The sequence below is a fragment of the Flammeovirga sp. SubArs3 genome, assembly GCF_947387565.1.
GTDB lineage: Bacteria > Bacteroidota > Bacteroidia > Cytophagales > Flammeovirgaceae > Flammeovirga > Flammeovirga agarivorans.
The window spans coordinates 597,793-624,411 of the sequence record NZ_CANDOA010000001.1 but is presented as its reverse complement, the minus strand read 5'-3'; the positions used below and the strand labels follow the sequence as shown (position 1 = coordinate 624,411).

Below are 26,619 nucleotides of genomic sequence, written 5' to 3'. Positions count from 1 at the left end.
ATCAAATGGATAAAGCATTAGCTACAGCATTAGTATCAGTATTAGTTTCAATATTTACACTCATAAGATTCCTAATTACTAAAAAAAGATTAAAACAAGAATTCAAAACTTCGCAATTAAGAAAAACCACCGAGCAACTAGTTGATCTTAGACTGAAGCATTACCCTAGAGCTTTTGAAATATCTGATAGGATCATAAAAATTAAAGGAAATCAACTTGACCCTGTTGAGATTAATGAAGTACGTAAAGACCTTTTGGAATGGAAAACTGGTATAACAAGATTAATCATCTCTAACGAATCTCATTCATATCTGTTAGAATTACATAAAGCAACCACCAAGCAAACTGCTAATGGTAATGAATATGCTCCTGAACAAGTAGAAAAAATTTGGAATTTAAGGCGGAAATTTCGTGGCAGCCTTAGAGCAGATATTGGAATACTTCATATGGAAGATGAAAATAGAAAAAAAATTAGTCAATTATAAAGCATAATAGATATCACTACCTTAAACAATTTTTATTTCTGAAATGGTGATTCTTATTTCGTTTAACATTAATAATAACACCTCAACCATCTAACAATCAGAAACTAAAATCAACAAAGCAAACTGATTATTTGGAGGTTGAAGACTATTTTTATGTGTAACAATACCATGATTGAATAATGTTATTATCCCATAGTTATTTTAAATAACCTTAGCATTCATTATAATAAGACCAGAATGAGAAAAAGTTTTAGACTTTATAGTTCGATGAATTCGAGCTATTTTGATTTGATTTCGGGTAACAAAGAAACTCAGCAAACAAAGGGACTTGGACTTCTATTATCCAAATCACAAACTGCATTAGAAGCCTTTCTTGACATTAATTCGATCAAATCAAAAATTGGAGAAATTAATTTGAAAAGCATTAGTCGAGTAATTGTAAATTGTGAACTAATATCTAATTCTCATAATAAATATCGAGCGGATATTGTATTACGATTTTACAAAAATGGAAAACCATTTAAAGCTATTTTGATTGAGGCTAAAAGTATCAACAAAGGAACATCTGTATATGAGACAAATAAACAAATTGAGAATTATATTGAAAATGAAGTTTTTGAAGAGCTGAAAGTATTTGGCAAAGAAAGTTATGGTGTAACACTAACAAAACTTCCTAGTTATACGAAACATGCTAGTTTAATTTCAATAACATGGGAAGACATTATTGGTGCATTTTATAGAGTTATACCTAATCAAAATACATTACTGGATGATTACTTTAATTTTCTAACTAATATTAATGGGACAATGAAATTCTACGAAAAAGAAGTTTTTTCTATTCCAACAGCAAAATGGTCAGAACAAGCAATAAATAAATTGAAGGTTTACGAATGCCCTAATAGTGGGAAGTATTTAATAAAGCACAAACCACTTTACATTACTTTCAGAAAAAGTGGTGGCGGTGAAATGGATAAGTTATTTAAAGTAGAAGACATTATTATTTTAAACTTTCATGACGATTTTGAAACATTCTTGAAAGATGAAAATTACAGTGAGAATTATCGAAATAGAGTAAATGGGTATGTTGATTATTTATTAGAAAAAAAAATATGGATAGAATTACCTAAAGATGAAAAACAGGTTTTCATTTTATCAGATAATATTATCGAGCTTAAAAATAAACCTAAACCAAAGAATGGAAATAATTCGTTCAGAGCATATTATGAATTAGCAGACTTATTAAATAAAAAGTTAGTTTAAAATCACAAAATGCTAACAATGTTGATAATTCAAAAGGTTTTCAAGCAGTATTCTTTAAGTGGTAATTTGATAGAATTGAAGTCCATATTTTTTACGAAGTCTTTCACTCACTGTCACAAAAAATAAAAATGACAACAAACACATACTTACTATTTACAGCTTGGCTAGTATTTTTTACCTCACTCAGTCAAGCTCAAAATAGTAAAGTTGATTTCAAGGATGAGAAAGGTAAATTCAAGATTTGTTTTCCGATCGAACCAGAAGTCTCGGAAAAGTCTGGTGTTACTGAATATGGAGAAATAACGACATATTCATTTAAAGCTGAACCAGAAGATGACGACAATCTTTCATATGATGTATATTACCTTGATTACCCTCAAGCGTTTACAGACACTCTAAGTACTGAAAGTGTTTATGCCTTATTTTATGGTTCTCAAATGACCAATGTGAATTCAGATAATATTCAACTTATAGGGATATTTAATCACAATATTTTAGGATATATAGGTAGAGAATATAGATGGCAGGATATTAAAACAAATAAGTTTTCAAGAGTTAGATTCTTTATGGTCAACAATAGGATGTATATCCTTATTGTAAATACAGAAGGTGAAAAGAACTTTAATTTAAGTATTAATAAGTTCTTTGATTCATTTAAACTAATTGATACAACTCCTAATCCTAATATTCAAACTTCATCTGAGGGTGTAGACAAAATATTTAAAATCAAATTCCCTAAGGAAACGGAAATCAGAAAGATGGAAACTCCTACTGAATATGGGAATACAAAAGTAGTTGTGGAATTTTGTCAACCGAAATTGGTCAACGATGATAATTTGATTTATATGGTCACGATAATTAAATATCCAGAAGATATCACTCTTACTGATAATTTTGATTTAGATGATTATTACTCAAATGTTATTCAAAGGGCCTTAAACGGAAGACAAACAACTTTAATTAGTAAAAATAAAGTATCTGAAAACGGAATTTCTGGAATTGAAATGAAGGAAAGCTTTAGAGATGGACAAATAGTGATCAAACAAAAAGTCTTTCTTAAAGGCAATTCTCAAATAGCACTACAGGTGATGACCATTCCAAATAATGATGATAATAAATCGATGAATAGTTTCTTTGATTCTTTTGAATTTATTGAAGAGTAAAAAACATCTAACACTGCACTTGAAATTGTAGTACAATGTGGGGTGCTACGTTTTATATATTAAACGTTAATAACAATAAACTTCAAGCTTAAAAATAAGGTCTCTTGTTTTGTATTACATTAATATATAAATTAACAGTGTGTACTTCAACTATCTAACAAACAGAAACTAAAATCAATAAAGCAAACTGATTTTTTGAAGGTTGAAGACTATTTAATAATGTAGAAATACCATGGTTTAATAATGTATAATAATTACGCATTAAACAAACTGTAACAAATATGAATGAACAAGAACTAGTATATAAATATTCAGACTGGAATAGCTACTCAAAAGAAGCAATAAACAAACGTTATTTTTGGTTCTCAAAACCAACTAATTTTAATGACCCATTTGATAGTAATATGGGTATTTTGATGGCTTCCCCACGCACTAAAGCAGTTTTTGAAAAGCAAGATGAAAACGGAAGGACATTCTTTGAGTTTATAAAGGAAAATACCGATGAATTTGGAATTCTCTGTTTTACATCTCCAAGAGCAGAAGGAGAAATGGGAGATAAAGGGTATAATAACTTGCATTTTTGGTCTCATTATGCTAATTGTCATAAAGGAATTTCTATTGGCTATGATTTAGCTAAATTAAAAGATTATTACTCTGAAAAGCTACAATGTAATGCTTCATTGTCAGAAATAAACTATATCGAAAAAGCTGCTGATATTGATAATTATGATTTTTTAGTTGGAGAAAACCATACAAAGCGAATTGAAGGAATCTTTGGGCCTTACAGAGATGATAAACATATCGATGCTTTTTTTGAACAAATACTTTTATTTAAAGATGAGCGCATTTGGGGTTTAGAGAATGAGCAAAGAATTATATTAGCTGGCTTAGCTTTAAAACAATTGAAATCCTCTAATCCGTTTCATGATATTGGCTTTGATATCTTTGCAGATAATGGGAAAGGCTATAGATTGCCATATCCCGAGGGGAATGTAATAAAGGAGGTGACATTTGGTGTGAAGTTTGACAAAAGTGAAATAGAATCAGCAGTTAAGACTATCCTAAAAACGAATAAATCAGTTAAGTTTTATAAGGCGAAACTTGATTTTGTCAATGCTAACATTACTAGGGAATTTATAGAATAACGACTCCACAACAATAGCTCATATGTAATGTTTTTCGCCGCAGGTGCAACACAAAAAAACACTACGCATAGCCAAATCGTTATGGACTAAAAATAATAAACAACTTCATATGGAACTGAATTGGGTAAGAGAATTTAATAAACTAATGTCATTAATGAATGAAAAGGAATCATACTTTTCTGGTGGTAAGTTTATTTCTTTAATTCGTGAATTTGATAATTTTCACCCTGACTATTATCAATATATAGAGTATAGACAAAGTAAAGGTTTAAGTACTAGTAGAAAAGATTATTTCTATGATATCTTAATGAATTTCAGCGAAGAGACTAGGAAGAAAATCTTTAATAGGTTTTATGAAGAAATTAAAGATATGAAGGGAACACCAAAGCAAAAGCATGAAGAAGGACTATTGTTTTGGAATTCACAAAAATCTGAACAGATAGAAGAAACAAAAAGCTCTGAAGATCTAGGAATAACATATGAAACTATAGATAACCCTAAAGTTTTTATTTCATATTCTTGGGATGATGAAGATCATAAGCAATGGGTTTTAGATCTTTCAAAGAGATTATTTGAAAATGGAGTTGAAGTCATTTTAGATAGGTATGAGTTAAAACCTGGTAAGAATATGATCCATTTTATGGAGCAAGCTGTTCCAAAAGCTGATAAAGTATTAACTATATTCACTCCAAATTTTAAACTAAAAGCTGAAAGTAGATCTGGTGGAGTGGGGTTTGAATATTCAATTATGAATAGTGAACTTTATAATTCAATAGCTGATAACAAAAAGTTTATTCCTATTCTAAGAAGAGGTTCATTTTCTGAAAGTATTCCAAATTTTATTCAACAGTTTATTGCAATCGATATGGTAGAAGATTCTCAATTTGAATCAAAATTAAGTGAATTACTTCTCGCAATCTATGATAAGCCACAAGTTGAAAAACCTCAAATTGGTAAATCACCATTTAACTAAAAGCTCATAACATTAGCTAATCTCTAGCCATTAGGTGACGCACCCTCTGGTCGTAGTTTAGCAATTATGTTGGCTACAATAAAAATCATAGACGGTTAAAAAAAAGTTATTCAAATGAAAGTTTATTGCGATAATAAATTAATATGGAGAAGGAGATTTCCAATTCGTAGGGATGGAATAGTTTTTCCATGTATTCTATTAAATAAGGATAATTGGGATGATTACGGTTACAGAACAACTTTTAAAGCCTCAGTCTTTGATAAAGATGGTGAATTAGTTCATCAAGGAAATGTGAAAATCCTATTTAGAGATAGTGAATCGACGAAATTACCAGAAGAGTTTACTGAATTGAATGATAATTACTGTTCTTTGTGGCAAGAGCTTGAAGATTATGAAAGAATAAATAAACTAAATAATGGTAAGGAAATTTTTGAAGTTTTAAATGATATAAACTACAATACAGTTTTTCGTTCTCTGTTTAAAACTCACAATGGTTTAACATCTTCCTTACGAAGATTTAGTGATGCAGAGCGTGCATATATCGAAGGGATAAAACAGATAACAAATAGTTCTGATTTAAGTAGTTTTTCATTTTCTTACAGTGAGAGTAAAAGAAGTAGTACGCCTTTTGGAACATTTTCATTTAAGTTTTCAAGAGAGCTTCAAGGTATGTTCCGAACAATTGGTATAATTGGAAGAAATGGAGTTGGAAAAACTACGTTACTTGCAAATTTAGCTTTGTCATTGAGCGGGATAAAAAAACGTTCAACAAAACTGTCTCCTAGACCTCCTTTTAGTAAAGTAATAGCAGTTTCTTACAGTACATTTGATGACTTTTATCGCCCTGATAAAAATGAAAGGACATTTAGCTATACTTACTGTGGTATTAGAGGAAAGGAAGAGCTTTTAAATCAAAGAGAAATTAATAACCTTTTTAAGAAAAGTTATGCAAGCATTCTTGAAAAAGAAAGGGAAGAGCTTTGGGGACATTGTATGAGTATACTGTATTTAAATCAATTAGATAATTATTTTCCAGTAGAGGAACCAATTATAGATAGTTTCAGAAAATTAAGCTCAGGACAAAAAATAATGACTTTATCGTTTACTCAAATAATAGATTCTATAAATACAAATTCATTATTGTTATTTGATGAACCAGAGAATCACCTGCATCCTAATGGACAAAATACATTATTTAAAGCTTTGGATTACATACTAAATGTGTTCGATTCATTCTCGATAATATCAACACATTCCCCAATCTTTATTCAAAACATACCTCAAAAAAATGTATTCAAAATTAATTCTGTAAATGGAGTAAGAAGTGTTAGGAATTTGAAAATTGAATCATTTGGTCAACATTTTTCAAAATTAACTGAAGAAATCTTTGGCTTTACAGAGAATAACCTCTTTTATATTGAAAAGATAAAATCACTAGTTGAATCAAAAGATGCACTCGGTGATGAATATAATAGACTTCTACAATTTGAAACTGCAGGTGTTAAGTATAATCTAACAAATTTTGAAAATGATTAACCTCAAGTGTTCTGAACGCAATGAAATTGATGATATAAATAATATTATCATAGAGAAGAATAATGGAGTTAAAAAAGAAACTCTTAAAAAACTTCAATCTTTAATTGTTTCAAGGTATAATAAGTATATTGAGATTAAAGAACTAAAACGTTGTGCAAATATATCATTTAGTTCTGATGACATAATTGCGTTGCAGTCACTGTATAGTTCAAAAACAGTAACAGCAAAAGAAATAACTCAGCAAGTCTTAGATAATCTTAATCCAAATCATTCAGAAACTTGTTTGTATTGTGGTGTCGGAGAGATTGATCAAATTGATCATTTTCTACCTCAGAAATTTTTTCCTGAATTTTCAATTTTACACAAGAATCTAATTCCAATCTGCGGAAAATGCAATCAAATTAAAGGAGATAAAATTGCTGGCATTAATGGAGTAAATTACATCCACTCTATTTTCGATAAATTACCAATGGAAAGTTATTTGAAATGTAATATTTCGTATACAGGAATCATACCTGTGGTGGAGTATTCTATCAAAGATTCTTTTAGTACAAGTGTCATTGCAGAGCATTTTAGAAACTTAAAAATCAATCAAAGAATAATCAAAAAATCAGTGCAATACTTTCTACAAAGTAAAGCACTAAAAGAGCAATTTGGAGGTAATTATGCATTGGATGAGCTACAAAGAGATTTAGTTAAAACAAAATTATTTTTTAATGATTTTTTTTGGAAAACAGAATTAATAAATGAAATGTTGAATAGCGATTTTATTAACAAAGTGTAACAAGTACTGAGTAGCCAATAATGACTAGTACGTAATGTTTTTTGCCATAGGCACAACAAAAAAAGTACGCTTCAAAGCCAAACTGTTAATAAAAATCAACACAACCACATCCACATAAATGAAAACCACCCCAACATACAAATGTCTAATTATTGATGATGAGCAGTTTGCCAGAGAGTTAATTGCTGATTATTTAAAGTCATTTCCTGAATTTGAGGTGGTCGGAAAATACAAAAATACTTTATTGGCAAAAGAGGTATTAGCATCTGAGGATGTGGTGGATGTTATTTTCTTGGATATACAGATGCCGGAAGAGACGGGAATTGAGTTTTTAAAGAAGCACAGTGTTCAGCCGAAAATTGTTTTTACGACTGCTTATGCGGAATATGCTGTAGAGAGTTACCATTTCGATGTGGCAGACTATCTACTAAAACCTATCACTGAAGATCGCTTCGGGCAGATGATCCAAAAATTGAAGAAACAACTCGATACCGAAGATAAAGCAAAAGCCTTTGAACTACTGGAAATCATTCCTAATGATGCAATCAAAATAAAAACAGGAGCTTCCACCGTAAAAATTTACTTTAACGAGCTGTTGCATTTACAGGCGGAGGGAGAATACATTAAGTACATCACAAAAGACAAAAGTTACCTTGTGTTGGGAAGCTTAAAGAAAATCGCTGAAGAACTACCTTCACTGTTTATTCAAGTCCATCGGAGCCATATCGTCGCTTTATCAGAAATCAAAGAGCGAAAGAATTATACACTTTTCCTCCATGACCAATCACAAATTCCTATTGGGAAAACCTACCGCTCCAAAGTTTTAGAACGGCTAAAAGAGATAAATTTTTAGACAGTGAGCTCACTATTTTGTCCATTCAATGAGTATCACTTTCCATTCACTGAAAGTTCGTAGTAATACTTTTAAGGTAGTAAAATAGACCGTAGTTTTGATCAAAACAATAAGTAAAAACACCGGTAATGAGAACATTAACTACACTTCTAGTATTTATCAGTTGGATCAGTTTATCAAACTATTGTACTGCACAAAACAAGAGTACAACGTATGATCCTCAGCGAGTGATGCAGTTTCTGGATCATAATCATGACAATAAAATAAGTCAAGAAGAAGCGAAACATGCCCAGCGCCTCGCCAATAATTTTACTTATCTGGATACCAATAAAGATGGATTTCTAGATTTGGAGGAATTAAAAGGGACGAATCAAACCACTAGTCGCTATACATATTTAGAAAGTGAAGGGGTGTTTATCTACTACGAAACTCAAGAAAAAGAATTGTATCGTCAGCTATTACCTACAGTGTTTGATATGCCAGAACGCTTGCTCGTCTATACTTTTATTTGTGACTTCTATAAGATGGATACAGCAACTCAGCCCTACAAAGAAGCTTCGGTATTTTTGTTAGGCCAATACAAAGGCAAAGAAGTATGGCATTGTATCTATATGCCTGTAACCAGCAGAGAATCTATGTTAGCAGGCATACACCGTTTGGGTCTTCCTAAAACGATGGGTGCTATCGAATTTGTCAAGGAGAAAAACGACTATAAAGGGACTGTCACAGACGAAAACCAATGTACCATGACATTAAGGATCGCTACCAAAAAGTATTCGGTCAGTAAAGACGAAGTGGCACTAATCAATCAATTGTCAGTGATTCCAAAAATGAACATACTCAATGGAGAAGTAATTGAAATGGGGGGAGGGAGAAATGGCGATATTTTCGGATTGGCTCAAAAGTACCCCAATAAAGTCACTATCATTAGTGGAAAAAGCGAGATTAATGTTGATACCTCTAGTGTAGAGGGCAATTATCCTCTGAACCTCACACCCAGCAAAATACTTGGGGGCTACTATATGTTGAATAAAATTCCTTTTCGTCTAGGTAAGAAATAAACGATCATGAAAAACCACATCCTACTTCTATTCACCGTCCTACTTTTCTCATGCAGTAAAGAGGAGGCCCTGGAGAATATTGCCGTTGCTGATTTTGACTATACCATAGAGATCATGGATAATACTGCGGTCGTCCGTTTAAATAATCTATCACAACATGCTACAGAATACCAATGGACTTCCGATTCTATTCTATCACAAAATACGGAAGAACACCCTTCCATCACTTTTACCAATAATGGAACTTATACCGTAACATTGGAAGCTTCCAACGCACACTCTTCAGATATAAATAGTAAGACAATTACCATTGATACGTTATTTGAACATATCCCCTACCGTTATTTAGAAAACGATGGAATATTTATGTATTACGAAACAGATGACGTAGCACTCTATCAAAGTTTTATTCCAGAGGAATTTAATATGCCTAGCAGAATGGTGGTTTTCTCTTTCTTCAACGATTTTTACAAGCTAGACCATGGAGCTATCCCTTATAAAGAAAATGCGATTTCGATCCTTGTAGAATACCAAGGCCAAGAGTTTTTCCACTGTATTTATATGCCTGTAACGGACGAACATTCGATGTGGGCGGGCATTTTAGGACTAGGGCTTCCTAAATCTTTAGGCGATATTAGTTTTGCCAACACCTCTCCAAATTACACCGGAAGTGCTGAAAATATTTTAGGAGGAACGATGGATATGACAGTCAATACGCAGAATTTTTCGGTGACGAATGATGACAAACAAGAAATGATCGACTTATCTTTACTAAGATCGATACAGATCAGAAATGGAAAGGTAATTGAGATTGGTAAAACGGGAGGCAATGCAACGAGTATAATACAATTGGCGGAGCAATTCCCTAACAAAGTGACACTCACTTTTGGGGAAGCGTCTATAGCGACAAAAACGGAAAGTATATCTTTTAAACATCCTCTAGACCTTACTCCCTCTCGAATTATTGGTGGGTACTACCTTAAAAACCAAATTGCTTTTGGGTTAACAGGTAATCCTTTAAAGTAAAGATCGGTAATATTGTAGCCTCCAAACATTTGGCCATAAGAACATTGAGTCATGAACTTTATAGTAAATAAAAAAGGGAGTGTTGCTGTCCAGATTATATTTTGGATACTCTATTACCTATTAGTTGTTAAGTTATTTCAGGAAAATAACAATGCGAAATTAGACGCTACCCTTCAAGCAGTGGTCATGGTGGTTACTTTTGCAGGTATAAGTTATTTGAATACACTGTTCTTCATCCCACAACTCTTTACTAAAAAAAGATACCTGACTTACCTGTTTGTTGTTTTACTGATCATTACCCTCACTCCATTTTTTTTATTGTGGATAAGCAAAACAATACATTTCTATTCATTAGGACAAAAGAATTTACCCATTAGAAGCTTAGGGAAACACCGCTTTTTGCGAGTACTTATTCCTACGATATTCTTTGTTTTTGGCAGTACAATCCTTCGACTAATTTTAGATTTCACAAGAAATGAAACACGAAGAGTACAAATAGAAAAAGAGCGTTTGTTGGCAGAAAATAAGTTTTTACGTTCACAGATGAACCCGCATTTTTTTCTGAATGCCTTAAACAATTTAAATGCGGTTATTCGGTTATCACCAGATAAATCTGAACAATATATTACTACCCTCGCCAATATGATGCGTTATGTTACTTACGACTGTAAGCACTCCAGAGTGCCTCTAGTTAAGGAAATGGATTACATTAAAAATTACCTCTATTCCCAAGAGATAAAAGATAGTGACCTGACTGCTACATTCCATGTGACAATAGAAAATCCAACAGCTCAAATTGAGCCTATGCTATTGATGCCCTTTGTAGAAAACCTCTTTAAACATGGTTATTTTGATGGGTCTCAATCCGCTTCTATTGATATCAGACAGCAAGAAAATAGCATTTGGTTTCACTGTAAAAATGGCGTCAAACCCAACCCCTCTCATAACTCAGACCCTGCCTACAGTGGGCTAGGGATACAAAACGTAAAAGAAAGACTAGAAGCGAGCTACTTCAACAAATACCAATTGGAGATCACCAATAACACGATCCATTTTGAAGTAAAACTAGTCGTTGAGGTGGATGCTGATGCTGAGCCGTAGCTCATCTATTGTTTAAAATAAAGCATGTATCAACTACAGCTTATCTTCAATATTCTTATCACTCACCTTAAAAATAATTTAGCTGGAATATTTGCAGTATTGAAAAAAATAATACTACATTAAAAAAATGTGACAATAGATATTCTAGACAAACACCTTACAACACAAAAATATAACATGAATAAACTAATTACTTATTTAACTTCATTGGCCGTTCTATTCTTAGTGGGTTGCAATGACAATACTCCCGAAGTTCAAAATAATGGAGAAGGGACAATTAGATCAGCATCAACATTTTCAGTAGTCACGCAAGAAGATATTACCTACGCAGAGGGCCTTGGACGTAACCCTTCAAACTCCTCTCTTGTTACGGTCCCTTTAAAGTTGGACATCTATTTTCCAGATAACAATTACACTGACCGACCTGTTTTTATGTTTATACATGGAGGAGGATTTAAAGGAGGAACAAAAACGAAACCTGAGATTGTTGAAATGGCTGAGTACTATGCTTCTAGAGGATGGGTTTTTGCCTCTATAGATTATAGAACAACAGAGGAACTAGGTAGTCTACAAGGTCTTTCTCAAGATGACTTATTTACGTACTACAAAGGAATAGCTCCTCAGGAATGGATCGAGAACACTTTTGAAGGGGCTGAAACACAAGAACAAGTACAACAGTCTATTGCCATGTATACCGCTCAAAGGGATTCAAAAGCAGCTCTTCGTTGGCTCATCGCCAATGCAAACAACTATAACATCGATAAAGATCTGATAACTGTTGGAGGTGCTTCTGCGGGAGCAATTACTACGATTGCATTAGGCATCTCAAATCCGGAAGATTTTAGAAACGAAATAAGTCTTGATGATGACCCTACACTCTCCTCAACAAATTTAGATCAAACCTATGATATAAAGAGTATGATATACTTTTGGGGGTCAAATATTAAACTGGATGTATTTGAAGGGGTTTACCAACTGAACCGTTACGACGCTAATGACCCTGAGTTATTTATGGCACATGGAGACCAACCCGATCCTGTTACACCTTATGAAGAAGCCCTTGAATTACAAGGCATATATGATTCTTTAGGGATTTACAATCAACTCTACACATTAGAAGGGTTTGGGCATGGTGCTTGGAATGCAACCGTTAATGGAAAAGGGCTATTTGAATTATCATTTGACTTCCTTGTTGATAGACAAAACTTAATCACTGAATAAAACACTCCTCACAGCACCTTCAAGTCAAAAATCCTAACGTAGGTATACTTCTACGTTAGGATTAATAACGAAATAAATCCCACTCTATGAAATTTATTCTAAGCCTAGTACTCTGTTTAAACTTTACTTTAGCTTGGTGTAATGATATGCCAAATCAACGCGTTCTATTTTTCTTACATCAACGTTTTCTTGAAGACCATGGCTTACATGAGGAACACCCGGAATATGGAAAACCAGAGTACAAAGAGATCATCGCTAAGTTTAAAGAAAGTGGTTTTACAGTCATCAGTGAGAAGCGACCTAATAATACAAACCCGTACGATTATGCTCGAAAGGTAGTTGCACAGATTGATAAGCTTATCGGAGAAGGAATACCGGCAAAAAATATTACCATTGTTGGTACTTCAAAAGGCGGATATATTGCACAGTATGTCTCTACCTACGCACAAAACCCACAACTAAATTTTGTTTTTGTCGCATGTTTCACCCATGAAGATTTAGAAACATTGCCTGATATCAACTATTGTGGGAACATACTAACGATATATGAAAAAACTGATCCTTATGGTGAGTCTGCTATTGCAAGAGTAAAAACCTCAAACTGTACTGTTCATCATTTTAAAGAAATTGAATTAACTACGGGTTTAAGTCATGGTTTCCTCTTCAAAGCATTAAACGATTGGTTAGACCCAGTCATCAAGTGGGCCAATGGGAACTATAAATAGTAGCAATGTTGACTGAAGTGATGATACCATCACTAATACATAAATATAAGTTGATTATCTAAAATGTATTCTGGGTAGTTCGTTTAACTTCAATCCTCTTTCATTAAGAATTATACATAATCACGCTGCTTTTCTTTATGCAGGAAATGACCATTTTGGATTTAGGGTGGTGAAAAATCAATAAAGAAATACCCTTCATAAAGGTGCAAAGAAAGGCCATACTTATTCTTAAGTGTGGCCTTTTTTCTATTTATAAAGTGATGTTTTTTATCTACTTTAGCTAAAGCTAACGGAAGTTGATTACAACACTGTTGAAAATTTCCATTACTACTATTTCTCTCTCAATAAATACAATAAACAGAACTAATAATATGGGTAAAAAATGGAAAAAACGAAAGATTTTTAGGGCTGTTTGGTTCAGTATCGTTGCACTATTATTTATTTGGAATTGGAGTACCTTTCAATCACGAGACCTACCTCAAGATACATTTTCCAACTCTGAAGAAGTGACTATTACAGAAACTGACGATGAAATATCTTTCAGAACAAACACTTCAACCAAAGCACTGCAAGTTATCTTCTTTCAAGGTGGTTTAACCGATCCTAAAGCATATGCTCCACTTTGCAGAAAAATTGCCGAAGCAGGCTTTAGCTGTCATTTGATAAAAATGAATTGGAGGCTCCCTCAATATGATTATCAAAAAACACTTCAGATCATTGATGTCAAAAAAGGGAATTATGTTATTGGAGGACATTCACAAGGTGGAAAAATGGCGGCACAGCTAGTCTATGAAAACCCATCTACTTTTAAAGGTTTATTTCTGATGGGAACTTCCCACCCCAGGGACATTAGTTTATCACATCTAAATATTCCATGCATAAAATTATATGCAAGTCAGGATGGATTAGCAAGTGTTGAAGAAGTAGAAGCAAATAAGCCAAAGCTACCGGAGAACTCTAAGTTGATTTTAATAGAAGGTGGTAATCATTCTCAATTTGGTTATCTTGGTCAACTTCTGATGGATAGCTCTCCGACAATTTCTTTAAATGATCAGCAAAAACAGACATACCATCACTTAATTACTTTCTTAAATAAGTTAGAGACAACTAATCAATAATCACCCCACTAAATACAATGAAACAAAGCATTACCTATTACTTAACCCTTTTAGTGATCAGACTTAAAGGGATTAAAAAAAACTTTAGTCAAGATCCGATTGATGTTTCAAAAATTCGAAAGGAAGATGTTCACCATCCTTCGGATCGTTTCATCAAAAAATACCTATTACAAACGTTTAAAATTTCAGATTCCAATATCTCGGAAATAGGAGTAGACAAAAACGCCGAAAACCTTTTGATATTTATCCATGGGGGAGCCTTTATTTCTGGTCCTGCTCAACACCATTGGGATACCATCATAGAAATTGCAAAAAGAACGAACTATAAAATCTGGATGTGTGATTATCCAAAGGCTCCAGAAAATCAAATCGATAAAATATCAGAAAACATTGATGCGATCTATTCATCCGCTTTAGAGAAACACCAAGCCGATCGAATCACTATTATTGGAGACTCCGTAGGTGGTACTTTAGTCACGGCTCTCACTCAGCGATTGCTTATAAAGAAAGTTGCATTACCCAATAAATTAATTCTTGTTTCTCCTGTCATGGATGCCAGCATGTTCAACCCTGATATTGAACATTATGAGCAAAAAGATCCGATGCTTTCAAAAACGGGTGTGTTAAGTGCTAAAAAAATGTGTGCTGGAAATATTGATTTAAAAGACCCGATGATCTCCCCATTGTATGGAAGTTTCGAAGGGTTTCCAAAGACCTTATTAATTCTAGCCCAAAACGATATCATGTATCCTGATGGAAAATTAGCTCAATTAAAAATGGAGAAGAGCCATGTCAACCTCAAAGTCTTTGATGGTGAAAATATGCCACACATTTGGCCTTTCTTACCGGTAATGAAAGAAGCGAAAACTGCTCTGGATAAAATTATTAATGAAATAAAGGTCAATTAAAATCCATTTTAAGACCTTTGGTAGAAGTAGTGTAAAATTCAACGAATACCACTACGTAAAATTGTATATAATCATCACCTAAAAATCACAAAAATGAGTCATATCGATTCTTTCAAACATGAGTTAGTTGGATATCTTGGGTATCTACCTGTTTATCATCCTTTAGAAGAAATTGAAGGAGATTTTACCTGCGACGAAACTCAACTTGTACTAGGTGGAGGTAGTGGTGAACACCCTGCTTTAGTCATTGAAAATCCAACGGCTACAGTCGCCTTCTTTTTAAAAGAGGTCATAAAACAAGAAAAGAAATTAAAACATTGGGAAGAGCTAATTGCTCCTTACCTACCTTATGGGTCAGATGAGTTACTCTCCTTTTATGAGTGGAATATCGCTAGATATAGTGATTTGGATGAAATGTCTAAATCTGTTTCACTTCGTAACCCAATTCATGAGGAAAGTATAGAAGATTGGTTAATACTTGGTATCGGAGAATTTATCTTTTTCTCGATGCCTGAACTCGCTTCTCATCTAATGAGTCAGCTAGATGATCCTTACAAGGAATTTTATTACAGCAGGTATAATAATATTATGGTAATCCCTCCTAATTTTCCCGTTTTCTCCAATGGAGGCAATAAATTCTTCAACAAAAAAAGTGAATAATCTGAACTGAAGATAATAGGTGATTGCGATCTCTAAATCTGATCTAAACCTATTATCTTTGGGTATATTTTAAATAAAAAGTACTGTATTTAATCCATTTCTTTAAATAACTGCTTCACTAAATAACAAAATGAAACTTTGCACACTTATCTTTTCTCTGTTCTTAGTAGTGAATGTTTTTGGACAACATAAACACAATCATTATAAGCATAGAGAGCTACACCATTGGGAACTACCAAGCAAAGATCCAGACAGAATAGTCTTAACTTTTAATGGAAACCCTGCCACAAATAGAGCAGTGACATGGCGCACCAACGAACAGATCGAAAAAGGCTATGCTCAAATTGCATTAGCGACTATGGACTTGACGTTTTCAAAAAAGGCGAAACAGATCGAAGCAAAAAGCAGACAGTTTGATTTGGGATTACATACCAGCAATACACCATTGATAGTTCATTACCATAGTGTCACTTTTGAAGATCTTGAACCCGACCAACACTACGTATATAGAGTTGGAGATGGAAATGAAAATTGGTCAGAATGGATCCAATTTAAGACCGCAAAAAAGGAATATTCACCCATACAGTTTGTCTATTTTGGTGATGCACAAAGCAATGTACTTGAAAATTGGTCGAGGGTAATCAGAACGGCCTACCAAACAGCTCCTTATGCCTCTTTTGCTATACATGCAGGAAACTTCGTTAATAATGCACATAATGATAATGCATGGGCAAAATGGTTTAAAGCTGCGGGGTTTATTCATAGTAGATGGACTACAGTTCCCGTTGTAGGTAGTCAGGAGTTTGAGTCATTATATAAAAACTCACCGAAGCAATTGTCGATGCTTTGGAAACCACAATTTACCCTACCAAGAGAAACAGGAATAAGTAAAAGATTACATGAAACCGTTTATTCTTTCGATTACCAAGAGGTTCGAATTATTGTCCTGAACTCCAACCAACAAATTGAAGAACAGACAAAATTTTTAGAAGAAAAATTAAGAAGCAGTCAAGCAAAGTGGAATATAGTTACTTTCCATCATTCTATTTTTTCTCCCACTAAAGGGGAACATTTCCAACTAGGTCAAAAGCAATGGCAACCTATCCTTCAAAAGTATAATGTCGACCTTGTATTAAATAGTCATACACAAACTTATACAAGAGGTCATGCTCCAAAGAATCAGGATAAAGAACTAGGGACTGTATATGTCACTTCAGTGAGTGGATCAGAGCAAAATAAACTTGATACGAAGAAGGTAAAATCATTTCAAGCCAATGGTTATCAACTAGACCAATCCGGTGAACAGTCTCAATTATTTCAAGTGATTACTATTGAAGGGAATACATTAAAGTACGTAGCATATACCGTTTTTGGAGATGAATATGATCGTATGGAAATCACGAAAGATTTTAATACGAACAAAAAAATGATCATTGAAAGTAAGTGATCATAAGTTCTCTTTTAGAGATTGAAGATCACACCGTTGAATACTGTCAATAATAATAGTATACGATAGTAAAAGAAACAACGTTCTATTCAATTTTAAGTATTGTCTGATCATCACAAGACGAAAAGCGATAACATCACGCAATGAAACAAGAAATATCAATAGTCTATTTTTATATACCCAAAGAAGTCACCATTCTTGATGTCACCGGAGTTGTACAAGTATTCGAAGAGGTTATCAATTTAGGTTTTAACTATCAACTACAATTTGTTAGTAATTATACAACGATAAAAAGTTCTTCTGGAATTCAGCTTTCAGCGTTGATCAACTTTAGCACTGTTACTCCAACAAAAAATGATATCGTTTTTATTTTTGGTTCCAGTACGCGTAAAATAGCTGATATTAAGGAAGATCCTTACTTTTTCGATTGGTTACTTCAAGCCAATGCTAACAAAGCAACAATTTGTAGCGTTTGTACTGGCGCTTTTCTTTTAGCGGAGTCGGGTCTCTTAAATAATAAAGAATGTACAATACATTGGGACCTGATCGATAGAATGAAAATTGATTTCCCTCATGTGAAAATTGCAGAGAATACATTATTTACAAAGTCTGACAATATTTATACTAGTGCAGGTGTAATAACAGGTATTGATTTGGCTTTATACTTAATCGAAGAAAGACAAGGGAAGCAGATAGCCACAGAAGTCGCAAAAGAATTAGTAGTATACAAAAGACGACTAGCCACTGAAGAACAAGTAAGTGTATACGTACAGAATAGAAACCATAAAGATGAAAAAATCCATGCAGTACAGGATTGGATTATTCAAAACTTAGAAAAGACTTCTACCATCGAAGATTTAGCAGAATTAGTGTTTGTTAGTCCTCGAAATTTAACCCGTACCTTTAAAAAACAAACAGGTATTACTATCGCTGAATACCGCACAAAATTGAGACTTGAAAAAGCAAAAAACTTACTTCGATATGCTGATTATAAAGTAGAACATATTGCCAATTTATGCGGTTACAAAACATCAAAACAATTACGTGTGATGCTTGAAAAACATCACGAAGTCTTACCTACAGAAATTAAAAATAACCTGTCCCAAAACGACTATTGATTGTCCTCTCTTCATCATTTTGCTCCAAATATCTTTGTGATATTATTTAAAGTTAAATGTGATGAACTTACAGAGGTCAAATTTTAAAACAGTTTTTGCACTTACAGCACTCTATATTGGATGGGGTTCTACATATATGGCAATTGCTGTTGCCTTAGAGTATTTTCCGCCTTTTTTATTAAGTGGCATCCGATTTATTATAGCAGGATTGGTCTTTCTTTTTTGGTCTTTATTGCAAGGACAAACGCTACCAAAAATAAAAGAACTACTGCAGATATGTTTTATAGGTCTCTTTTTACTTTTCCTTGGATCAGGATCAGTGGTTTGGGTAGAACAATACCTTAGCACAGGCCTTACTTCCATTGTTTGGGCATCTTTACCAATATGGTTAGTAGCAATGGATAAAAAGAGATGGTCATATTATAGATCTAATAAAAAACTAATGATGGGATTACTAGTTGGCTTTTTAGGTGTCATACTACTCTTTGGAGATGATGAATTTATTCACTCTATCGATCCCAAATCTCTAGTCGCCTATAGTGTCGCTTTTTTCGGTGTGATATGTTTTGCGTTTGGTTCTCTCAAATCACAACAAGGCTCATTTCAAAGTAATATTATTTTAATCGTAGCCATTCAGATGTTATGTGTTGGCTTGCTCTCGATGGTCATTAGTTTCTTGCTCGATGAAAAGTTTGTACCTCATACAACTCAGTCGGGCTTAGAAGCCTTATATGGGTTGATTTACCTTATAGTAGTCGGTTCATTAATCGCATATTTTTCATATGTATGGCTTTTAAAAGTATTACCCCCTTCAATCGTTGGAACATACACTTATATCAACCCGGCGATTGCCATCCTCCTCGGGTGGTGGTTTTTAAGGGAAACGGTTTCAATCCAAAAAGTCCTCGCATTACTTCTTATTTTTATTGGGGTAGCGTTCATTAATTATTACAAATCAAAAAACATAAATGAAAATGTTTAAGCAAATAACAATAATAGATAAAACAGGCCTTCAAGAATGGGCAATAGAAAAGTTAGGAAAGTATTCAGAAAATCCGATAAAGGTATATGATGACATACCTTCCTCAGAAGAAGCCGCCGCAAAAAGAATAGAAGATGCCGACTGTGTTTTTGTTTCTTGGAATACTCAATTAACCGCCAAGGTAATGAGCAACGCAAAAGCACTTAAATATGTAGGAATGTGTTGTAGTTTATACGATAAAAAATCTGCCAATGTAGATATTGATTATGCTGATAAAAATGGAATAACGGTTAAAGGAGTAAGAGATTATGGTGATGAAGGACTTATAGAATATATTCTCTCCGAGTTAATAAGACTACTAAAAGGAATCGGAAAACCACAATGGAAGGAGAACCCTGTTGAACTAACAGGAAGGAAAGTTGGGATTATTGGTATGGGAACAACAGGACAAATGTTGGCAGATCGATTACAAGCATTTGGTGCAAATGTCAGCTATTATAACAGAAGTAGAAGACCTCAAGTTGAAGAGAATGGGGTAAACTACTTAACATTGGATGAGCTGATAACTTCCTCAGAAATTATCTCATTACATTTACCTAAAAACACGACTATATTAAGCGAAGAAGAATTTACAAAATTGGGGAATGGTAAGATTCTGATAAATACATCTCTTGGATTTACATTCGACAAATCAGCGTTTGATCATTGGATCTCAAACCCTACTAATTACGCAATTTTTGATGGGGATGGAATCGGCAAACACAAAGAAGAGTATGACAAATCTGAAAATATACTATCAACTGAAGTAGTTGCAGGTTGGACTATAGAAGCACAAGAAAGGTTATCACAAAAAGTATTAGATCATGTGATAGCATTTATAAATAATGAAAGTAGATAATTACATCAATACCTCTCTACTATTTTTAATGTTAAAACAGTAGAGGGGTTTCTACCTAAATTAACTCCCTCACAACTTTACATTAATGACTATCCATTGGGTTCACTTATAACATTATAAAAAACTAAACATCCACTTTCATTTGGACTATTAATTGATATATTAACGTCACTAACGAATTTTTTTTTACTATTTATCAGTGAAATGAATAAACTACTATTTCAATTATTTTTTCTTCTTTTAAGCGTAATAGTATTGCCATCGATGTGTTTTTCTACAACACCTGGGAGACCTTCCCAAGAGAAATTAGAAGAATGGCAACTGGCAAATCAAACCTATAGTATTACTCAAAATGCTAATGATATCATGTATTTTGGTAATAGCTTTGGGGTTGTAGAATATAATGGAGGACAACTTCAATTGATCAAAATGCCTAACAATACGATTGTCCAATCTGTGTATTGTGATGCTCAACAAAGAGTATGGGTTGGTGCAATAGATGAGTTAGGGTACTTAGAAAATGACAAAGATGGAAACTTAATATATCAGTCTATAAAATCTAAATTGCCAGAGACCATCAAGAGATCATTAGGTGTGATCCTTAAAATTTATGAGCTACCACAAGGCATTGCCTTTATATCTACAGAGCATCTCCTTATCTATCAAGAAGAAAAGTTCACAATAATATCACCTCAAAAGGCCTTTCAACATGTTTCCATTGTGAATGATACGCTCTATAGTGTAGACGTTTCTGGAGGACTACATATTTTAAAAAACGAGCAGTTTGAAAGTGTTGCACATCTTCGAAAATTCACCCCAAATAAGATCAATTCGATACTACCCTATGGTGAGCACCAACTGCTAATAATAGACAATCATTTTCAATGTTTTCTACTCAAGAAGGGTAAGGTTGTGGACGTTCCCCTCACCCGTTCAATGAATAGATTTAGGACAGTTAAGGTCGTTTTATTCAACGATTTATATATCATCACAACGGCTGATAATACTGTTATTGTCATGGATAAAAAGGGAAAAATAAAAAGAGAAATCAAAAATGGTTTAGGGAGCATTAAAAGTAAAGTGATGACTGCCTTTATCGATAACAAAGAAAATTTATGGTTAGGTACTGATAACGGTGTTTCTTACTTGAATCTTTATCACCAGGTAACACCTATTAGTGATAACTACAACGTATTTGGAATTGGTTACACAGCGAAAAAATATAAAAATAAACTCTTTTTAGGTACATCTCAAGGTCTTTACAGTGTAAAATATAACCGATTTAGTACACATCACCCTGTTGATTTTCAATTGATTGCCAACTCCGAAGGAAATGTTTGGAACATGGATGTTATCAATGATCACCTAATTGTGGGACATAATAAGGGAACATTTGTGTACCAAAACAACCAACTGAAAATGATAAATGATATTCAGGGAGGTTGGTTGATGAAACCATTAAACCATTGGAAAGGATATGCGATTCAAGGTACTTACTCTGGATTGTTGGTATACAATATTGAAGATGGTATTCCTCGTTTTTCACATAAAATAAAGGGGTTTTCAGATTCATCGAGATTAATTGAAGAAGATGAAAATGGTATACTATGGATCTCTCATGGCAATAAAGGAGTATTTAAAATAAAATTAAGTGACGATTTAAAAGAGGCTGAAAAAGTAGCATTTTACAACTCAGAAAATGGTTTTCCTTCCGACTTAGGTATCAATGTTTCGAGAATCAATGAGGATATTATTTTCACATCAGAACATAAAGGAATCTATACGTATGATTATCAGGCAGACTCTTTTCGTCTATATACGCAGTTAGAAAATTTATTAAGTCATACCACTGAAATTAATAAGATAACTGAAGATCAGTTTGGAAACTTCTGGTATGTACTAAACAATTTAGAAGTGGGAGTACTTCAAAAGAAAATAGATGGTTCATACACCAGAGAAACGGATATGTTTAGAAAACTATATCATACTACAATTTCTGGTTTTGAACTAATGTATCCGCTTTCGAAAGATAGTGTGCTATTAGGTAGTAAAAATGGATTTAATCTTTTTGTAAAGGAGAAGAAAGTAAATCCTAACCTTACGCCAGATGTATATCCTATTTTTGATAAGGTTACTTTAATAGGAAATCCTGATTCTACTTTATTTAGGTCGGGTTCGGCTCATCAAAATTTTGCACTTCCTTACAATGACAATTCAATAAAAATCAATTATTCTGTTCCTATTTATTCTGATCAGGATATGGTTAGTTATAGTTATAAACTGGAAGGTTTTGACAAAGAATGGAGTCGCTTTACGGATATCAATTTTAAAGACTACACCAACTTGCCTGCAGGAGAATATACGTTCCGTTTAAAAGCAAAAAACATCTATGATAAACAAACTCCTGTCGTATTCTTTAATTTTAGAGTCTTACCGCCATGGTACCAAACACATTGGGCCTATTTACTTTACTTCATTTGTTTCCTTCTATTTATGTACTTCATAAGGTTATATACCAAAAGGTCTATAGAAAGTAAAAACCGAAGAGAAAAGCTAAAAAAAGACAAGGAGATCATCGCACTCAAAAATGAAATCTTAGAAGCCAAACTGCATAAAAACACTACAGAACTTGCAGAAAAATCAACAAAGTTAAGTGCCTTTTCTGCACAATTAGCCAACAAGAAAGATACAATAGAACAGATCTATGATACCTTGGCTGATCTACGTTCTGATGTGAACCCTATGGCTCAAAAAGAAATTCAATCTCTTATTAATAAGCTAAAGCTATCCAATTCGGAAATCACCAATTGGCAACAATTTGAAGTCCATTTTGATGAAATTAATAATAACTTTTTCAAAAAATTGAAGAATGAATACCCTGAATTGAACGCTACTGAGTTAAGATTATGTGCCTTTATTAAAACGGGTCTATCTACTAAGGAAATAGCAACGATTCAGAACAGTACAATTAGAAGTATTGAAGCGTATAGATACAGATTAAGAAAAAAACTAAGCATTGATAAAAATGAAAACCTCAACGATTTCCTCTTCAATTATTGATTTTTAAATCATTGAATAATAGTTGATTATGAATTTTGAGTAGTTTTGAGTAGTGGGTAAAAAAGGGTTGTGTAGTATTGCGCGGTAGTGTTTTTATGTGAAAGATTTTTCACCCTCTACCTTTGAAACATCGGGATTGATTCCCATATGAAATGAACTTTTTAATCTATGTTTCAATTATGAAAATCTATTACTCTTTAGTGATTAAAACACTACTAATATTATCTTCACTCTTACTTTTTACAAAGAATGCAAATGCTCAGAATCTATCTTGTAGAGAACTGTTATGGAGTGATGAATTTGATTATACAGGTGCACCCGACCCTTCCATATGGGTACATGAAATAATGGGTGTTGGTGCCAATAACAACGAGCTACAGGCTTATGTAAATGATAGAAAAAACTCTAGAGTTGAGGATGGTCTATTAATTATTGAAGCGACAGAATCGGAAACAGAAAATGAATATGCATCTGCCCGATTATTCTCCAATACTCCTGGTCATCGAACACTACATGGTAGAATAGAAGTAAGAGCAAAATTACCTTCTGGTAGAGGCACATGGCCTGCTATATGGATGATGCCTGAAAACTGGCAAAACTCCAACTATGGTGGTGGCGGTTGGCCAAATACTGGTGAAATTGACATCATGGAACATGTGGGGTATGAAGAAGGGGTAGTACATGCCACTACGCATACTTATAAATACAATTGGGGACAAGGCACACAAAAAACAAATAAGATTACTGTACCTACTGTGACTACTGAATTTCATAATTATGTAGTAGAATGGACACCCAATAGAATGGAGTTTTATGTTGATGATGCTTTATTCTTCACAACATATAACGATGGTACAGGATGGGAAGCTTGGCCTTTTACTCAACCATTTGCCGTTCTTTTAAATGTTGCTGTTGGTGGCGACTGGGGTGGTGCTGTTAAAGTAGATAATGACCTAGGTGTAGACGTTACCATTTTTGACCGTGAAGAAGGTGTGAAAATGTTGGTGGACTATGTAAGGGTATATGAGGTGAAAGACCATTTTATTGGTGAAAGTCTATTAGAAAAAAATGCAACGGTAACATTTACTGCTTCAGAGGGTAAAGACAGCTACAACTGGCATGTACCTGAAGGATATACAATCTTATCTGGAGATGGCACTAATACAATAGAAGTGCAAGTAAGTGATGAATCGGGTGAAGTAAGCGTAGATATGGAAACGTCTTGTGGAACGACAAGTGATGTGATAGAAGTGCTAGTAAGGAACAACCTTGAAACAGAAGTTGATTATATTATAGATGACTTTTCTACAGATCAACTTGAAGAGTACAACCCTCCTACAGGAGACAATAACTTTACTTTAAGCCTAGAAGAGGAAGCTTTACGTATTGATTATACTGTCAATAGACCTGAGTATTATCCAAGAATTACAAAAGACTTTGATGCTATATTAGACCTTTCTAACCATGCTAAACTCTCTGTTAAAGTAAAACTAGAAAACGACAATCCTAACGCTAACTTCAGAATAGACTTAGTTGACTTTCATGGTTATGCTACAAATGAAATCCCATTTGAACCGGAAGTAACAAAAGATGGAGAATGGTATACCTATACTTGGGACTTTAATGGAAAGTGGAAATCAGGCTATCCAGATCCGGGTACATTAGTAGATCGTACCATGATCTCTGGGATGGAAATTTTTGTCAACTTTGGCAACACATCATCAGGATCAGGAGTGATCTGGGTCGATGACATCACCCTATCTTATACTGAATCAGTTGCGGAAGAAGTGTTTGTTTACGCTATAGAAACGACAACTACAGAAAGTGAAAATAATGAAGTATATGGGCAAGCAACCATTACAATTTATGATAATCTAAACCAACCAGTGAATGGTGCTACCGTAGAAGGAACCTTCGGAGGTAGTTTTAATGAAGACTTTTCTGGTGTTACGGGAGAAGATGGGAAGGTTACACTTACCACTTCATCTACAACATCAGACCAATCATTTGAAGTGTGTGTAGAAGGTGTAGATTACACTAATCTAACTTACAATGCTTCGTTGAATACCGTTTCATGTTCTACAAATAACAGTGTGATCAGTAATACAGATGAAACGAAATTTGATTCATCCTTAATAGATGTCTATCCCAATCCAGCTAATCAAAATTTGAATATCAAATTGAGAAGAAATATGGAGATCGACACATTGGCTTTGATAGATATCTATGGGAGAATCATTTATGAAAAAAGTGATTTAAACACACCACAAATTAATATTAATGTAGCACATCTAGATACAGGTTTATATTTCATAAGAATCTCTTCAAATAAAAATGACTTAATAGAAAAAGTTTTGATCAACTAAAATCATTTACATCTAATCCCTAAAGAAACTCCATAATATTTATGGAGTTTCTTTTTTCCTAAGATTAATCTCTATTTATTTCAGTATCCACCAACCTTTCCAGATCTTCAAAATTTTCGTTATCATTAATGATTAAGTCTGCTTTATCTCTAAGACTGAAAAATTTATTAACTATATATTTCTCTTCTTCTACACTTAATGTATCATCTTCATAGTCAATGTTGTTCATAAAGCTGAATTTTGATGCCCATGACCCAACACTCACTCCTAAATAAAGGATGGCGGCAAACCTCCAACTACAACCGTCAGTTTTACAAGCTTCAAAAAACATTTTATCAGCCTTCCTTCTATCCAAAAAAGAAACATCTGGATTGTTTCCTTCACCTACAAAAAAGTCATGAACAACGGATGCTCTTCTGTATAAACCTACATACGGAGACCCTATTAAAGACCAAAGTGTTCTTGGAATTGTAGCCCCATTGAGTTCTGTTTTTAGTTCGGTATTTGAAGGTGCTAACCAAATTTTTCCATCATCATCTGTATAAGAAAAATCTTCCTCCAAAATCATCAACCTTTTTCCTTTCCATCTAGTCAATGGATATCCACTAAAATGTCCCATTATTAATTTTCTTTCTTCACCAGTTATTGTAATACGATTTAATTTATATAAAAAAGACAATATTTTTAAAATTTCACTCAATTATAATATTACAATAGCCTGAAAACGAT

Annotated in this window: 23 protein-coding genes; 22 read left to right on the top strand and 1 reads right to left on the bottom strand. The window is 33.5% G+C overall.

The annotated features are described in order from the left end of the window. Nucleotides 1-5: 5 nt before the first annotated feature. From QL232_RS02440 to QL232_RS02335, 22 genes are all read left to right on the top strand, one after another. On the top strand, nt 6-485 hold the full coding sequence (locus tag QL232_RS02440) for a hypothetical protein (RefSeq protein ID WP_281612922.1): 480 nt from the start codon (nt 6-8) through the stop codon (nt 483-485). 237 nt (nt 486-722) lie between these two features. Next, the gene (locus QL232_RS02435; RefSeq protein ID WP_281612921.1) at nt 723-1,745 is read left to right on the top strand and encodes a hypothetical protein; all 1,023 of its coding nucleotides are present in this window, start codon (nt 723-725) and stop codon (nt 1,743-1,745) included. 128 nt (nt 1,746-1,873) lie between these two features. Beyond that, a complete protein-coding gene (locus QL232_RS02430) occupies nt 1,874-2,908 on the top strand; it encodes a hypothetical protein (protein ID WP_281612920.1) in 1,035 nt (344 codons plus the stop codon). 281 nt (nt 2,909-3,189) lie between these two features. Next, nucleotides 3,190-4,053, top strand: coding sequence for a DUF2971 domain-containing protein (locus QL232_RS02425; protein ID WP_281612919.1), 864 nt, complete (start codon nt 3,190-3,192; stop codon nt 4,051-4,053). Between the two features lie 109 nt (nt 4,054-4,162). Then, a complete protein-coding gene (locus QL232_RS02420) occupies nt 4,163-5,026 on the top strand; it encodes a toll/interleukin-1 receptor domain-containing protein (protein WP_281612918.1) in 864 nt (287 codons plus the stop codon). Nucleotides 5,027-5,140: 114 nt separating this feature from the next. After that, a complete protein-coding gene (locus QL232_RS02415) occupies nt 5,141-6,562 on the top strand; it encodes an AAA family ATPase (protein WP_281612917.1) in 1,422 nt (473 codons plus the stop codon). Further along, a complete protein-coding gene (locus QL232_RS02410) occupies nt 6,555-7,346 on the top strand; it encodes a hypothetical protein (RefSeq protein ID WP_281612916.1) in 792 nt (263 codons plus the stop codon). The genes QL232_RS02415 and QL232_RS02410 overlap by 8 nt, the downstream gene beginning before the upstream one ends. Before the next feature lie 118 nt (nt 7,347-7,464). Beyond that, a complete protein-coding gene (locus QL232_RS02405; protein ID WP_281612915.1) occupies nt 7,465-8,199 on the top strand; it encodes a LytTR family DNA-binding domain-containing protein in 735 nt (244 codons plus the stop codon). Nucleotides 8,200-8,327: 128 nt separating this feature from the next. After that, nucleotides 8,328-9,260, top strand: a complete 933-nt coding sequence (locus tag QL232_RS02400) for an acetoacetate decarboxylase family protein (protein WP_281612914.1) — start codon at nt 8,328-8,330, stop codon at nt 9,258-9,260. Between the two features lie 6 nt (nt 9,261-9,266). After that, nucleotides 9,267-10,286 carry an acetoacetate decarboxylase family protein gene (locus QL232_RS02395; RefSeq protein ID WP_281612913.1) on the top strand — a complete coding sequence of 340 codons (1,020 nt, stop codon included), beginning with the start codon at nt 9,267-9,269 and terminating at the stop codon, nt 10,284-10,286. 51 nt (nt 10,287-10,337) lie between these two features. After that, nucleotides 10,338-11,387 (top strand): histidine kinase, encoded by a 1,050-nt coding sequence (locus QL232_RS02390; RefSeq protein WP_281612912.1) that lies wholly within the window; start codon nt 10,338-10,340, stop codon nt 11,385-11,387. Between the two features lie 177 nt (nt 11,388-11,564). Then, nucleotides 11,565-12,608 carry a prolyl oligopeptidase family serine peptidase gene (locus QL232_RS02385; RefSeq protein ID WP_281612911.1) on the top strand — a complete coding sequence of 348 codons (1,044 nt, stop codon included), beginning with the start codon at nt 11,565-11,567 and terminating at the stop codon, nt 12,606-12,608. 86 nt (nt 12,609-12,694) lie between these two features. Further along, a complete protein-coding gene (locus QL232_RS02380) occupies nt 12,695-13,333 on the top strand; it encodes a YqiA/YcfP family alpha/beta fold hydrolase (protein ID WP_281612910.1) in 639 nt (212 codons plus the stop codon). 371 nt (nt 13,334-13,704) lie between these two features. Continuing rightward, a complete protein-coding gene (locus QL232_RS02375) occupies nt 13,705-14,451 on the top strand; it encodes an alpha/beta family hydrolase (RefSeq protein ID WP_281612909.1) in 747 nt (248 codons plus the stop codon). A gap of 17 nt (nt 14,452-14,468) precedes the next feature. Beyond that, the gene (locus tag QL232_RS02370) at nt 14,469-15,359 is read left to right on the top strand and encodes an alpha/beta hydrolase (protein WP_281612908.1); all 891 of its coding nucleotides are present in this window, start codon (nt 14,469-14,471) and stop codon (nt 15,357-15,359) included. A 93-nt stretch (nt 15,360-15,452) separates the two neighbouring features. Beyond that, a complete protein-coding gene (locus QL232_RS02365) occupies nt 15,453-16,019 on the top strand; it encodes a hypothetical protein (protein ID WP_281612907.1) in 567 nt (188 codons plus the stop codon). Nucleotides 16,020-16,149: 130 nt separating this feature from the next. Beyond that, the gene (locus QL232_RS02360) at nt 16,150-17,466 is read left to right on the top strand and encodes a fibronectin type III domain-containing protein (RefSeq protein ID WP_281612906.1); all 1,317 of its coding nucleotides are present in this window, start codon (nt 16,150-16,152) and stop codon (nt 17,464-17,466) included. 143 nt (nt 17,467-17,609) lie between these two features. Beyond that, complete coding sequence (locus QL232_RS02355; RefSeq protein ID WP_281612905.1) at nt 17,610-18,584, top strand: helix-turn-helix domain-containing protein; 975 nt, start codon at nt 17,610-17,612, stop codon at nt 18,582-18,584. A gap of 61 nt (nt 18,585-18,645) precedes the next feature. Then, the gene (locus QL232_RS02350) at nt 18,646-19,566 is read left to right on the top strand and encodes an EamA family transporter (RefSeq protein ID WP_281612904.1); all 921 of its coding nucleotides are present in this window, start codon (nt 18,646-18,648) and stop codon (nt 19,564-19,566) included. Next, entirely contained in the window at nt 19,559-20,464 is a 906-nt protein-coding gene (locus QL232_RS02345) for an NAD(P)-dependent oxidoreductase (RefSeq protein WP_281612903.1), read from the top strand. Before QL232_RS02350 ends, QL232_RS02345 begins: the two co-directional genes overlap by 8 nt. Before the next feature lie 204 nt (nt 20,465-20,668). After that, nucleotides 20,669-23,524, top strand: coding sequence for a triple tyrosine motif-containing protein (locus QL232_RS02340; protein WP_281612902.1), 2,856 nt, complete (start codon nt 20,669-20,671; stop codon nt 23,522-23,524). Between the two features lie 179 nt (nt 23,525-23,703). Then, complete coding sequence (locus tag QL232_RS02335; protein WP_281612901.1) at nt 23,704-25,890, top strand: family 16 glycosylhydrolase; 2,187 nt, start codon at nt 23,704-23,706, stop codon at nt 25,888-25,890. A gap of 64 nt (nt 25,891-25,954) precedes the next feature. On the opposite strand, the gene QL232_RS02330 is transcribed toward QL232_RS02335, so the two are convergent. Then, nucleotides 25,955-26,509, bottom strand: a complete 555-nt coding sequence (locus QL232_RS02330) for a DUF1353 domain-containing protein (protein ID WP_168882371.1) — start codon at nt 26,507-26,509, stop codon at nt 25,955-25,957. Between the last annotated feature and the right edge of the window lie 110 nt (nt 26,510-26,619).

Bases quoted from the DNA above. Each gene is read 5' to 3' on its own strand.
- QL232_RS02330 (WP_168882371.1), bottom strand. From the start codon at position 26,509: ATGGGACATTTTAGTGGATATCCATTGACTAGATGGAAAGGAAAAAGG.
- QL232_RS02395 (WP_281612913.1), top strand. From the start codon at position 9,267: ATGAAAAACCACATCCTACTTCTATTCACCGTCCTACTTTTCTCATGC.
- QL232_RS02335 (WP_281612901.1), top strand. From the start codon at position 23,704: ATGAAAATCTATTACTCTTTAGTGATTAAAACACTACTAATATTATCT.
- QL232_RS02375 (WP_281612909.1), top strand. From the start codon at position 13,705: ATGGGTAAAAAATGGAAAAAACGAAAGATTTTTAGGGCTGTTTGGTTC.
- QL232_RS02420 (WP_281612918.1), top strand. From the start codon at position 4,163: ATGGAACTGAATTGGGTAAGAGAATTTAATAAACTAATGTCATTAATG.
- QL232_RS02430 (WP_281612920.1), top strand. From the start codon at position 1,874: ATGACAACAAACACATACTTACTATTTACAGCTTGGCTAGTATTTTTT.
- QL232_RS02380 (WP_281612910.1), top strand. From the start codon at position 12,695: ATGAAATTTATTCTAAGCCTAGTACTCTGTTTAAACTTTACTTTAGCT.
- QL232_RS02370 (WP_281612908.1), top strand. From the start codon at position 14,469: ATGAAACAAAGCATTACCTATTACTTAACCCTTTTAGTGATCAGACTT.
- QL232_RS02415 (WP_281612917.1), top strand. From the start codon at position 5,141: ATGAAAGTTTATTGCGATAATAAATTAATATGGAGAAGGAGATTTCCA.
- QL232_RS02365 (WP_281612907.1), top strand. From the start codon at position 15,453: ATGAGTCATATCGATTCTTTCAAACATGAGTTAGTTGGATATCTTGGG.
- QL232_RS02435 (WP_281612921.1), top strand. From the start codon at position 723: ATGAGAAAAAGTTTTAGACTTTATAGTTCGATGAATTCGAGCTATTTT.
- QL232_RS02385 (WP_281612911.1), top strand. From the start codon at position 11,565: ATGAATAAACTAATTACTTATTTAACTTCATTGGCCGTTCTATTCTTA.
- QL232_RS02400 (WP_281612914.1), top strand. From the start codon at position 8,328: ATGAGAACATTAACTACACTTCTAGTATTTATCAGTTGGATCAGTTTA.
- QL232_RS02425 (WP_281612919.1), top strand. From the start codon at position 3,190: ATGAATGAACAAGAACTAGTATATAAATATTCAGACTGGAATAGCTAC.
- QL232_RS02410 (WP_281612916.1), top strand. From the start codon at position 6,555: ATGATTAACCTCAAGTGTTCTGAACGCAATGAAATTGATGATATAAAT.
- QL232_RS02345 (WP_281612903.1), top strand. From the start codon at position 19,559: ATGTTTAAGCAAATAACAATAATAGATAAAACAGGCCTTCAAGAATGG.
- QL232_RS02405 (WP_281612915.1), top strand. From the start codon at position 7,465: ATGAAAACCACCCCAACATACAAATGTCTAATTATTGATGATGAGCAG.
- QL232_RS02350 (WP_281612904.1), top strand. From the start codon at position 18,646: ATGAACTTACAGAGGTCAAATTTTAAAACAGTTTTTGCACTTACAGCA.
- QL232_RS02440 (WP_281612922.1), top strand. From the start codon at position 6: ATGGATAAAGCATTAGCTACAGCATTAGTATCAGTATTAGTTTCAATA.
- QL232_RS02390 (WP_281612912.1), top strand. From the start codon at position 10,338: ATGAACTTTATAGTAAATAAAAAAGGGAGTGTTGCTGTCCAGATTATA.
- QL232_RS02340 (WP_281612902.1), top strand. From the start codon at position 20,669: ATGAATAAACTACTATTTCAATTATTTTTTCTTCTTTTAAGCGTAATA.
- QL232_RS02360 (WP_281612906.1), top strand. From the start codon at position 16,150: ATGAAACTTTGCACACTTATCTTTTCTCTGTTCTTAGTAGTGAATGTT.
- QL232_RS02355 (WP_281612905.1), top strand. From the start codon at position 17,610: ATGAAACAAGAAATATCAATAGTCTATTTTTATATACCCAAAGAAGTC.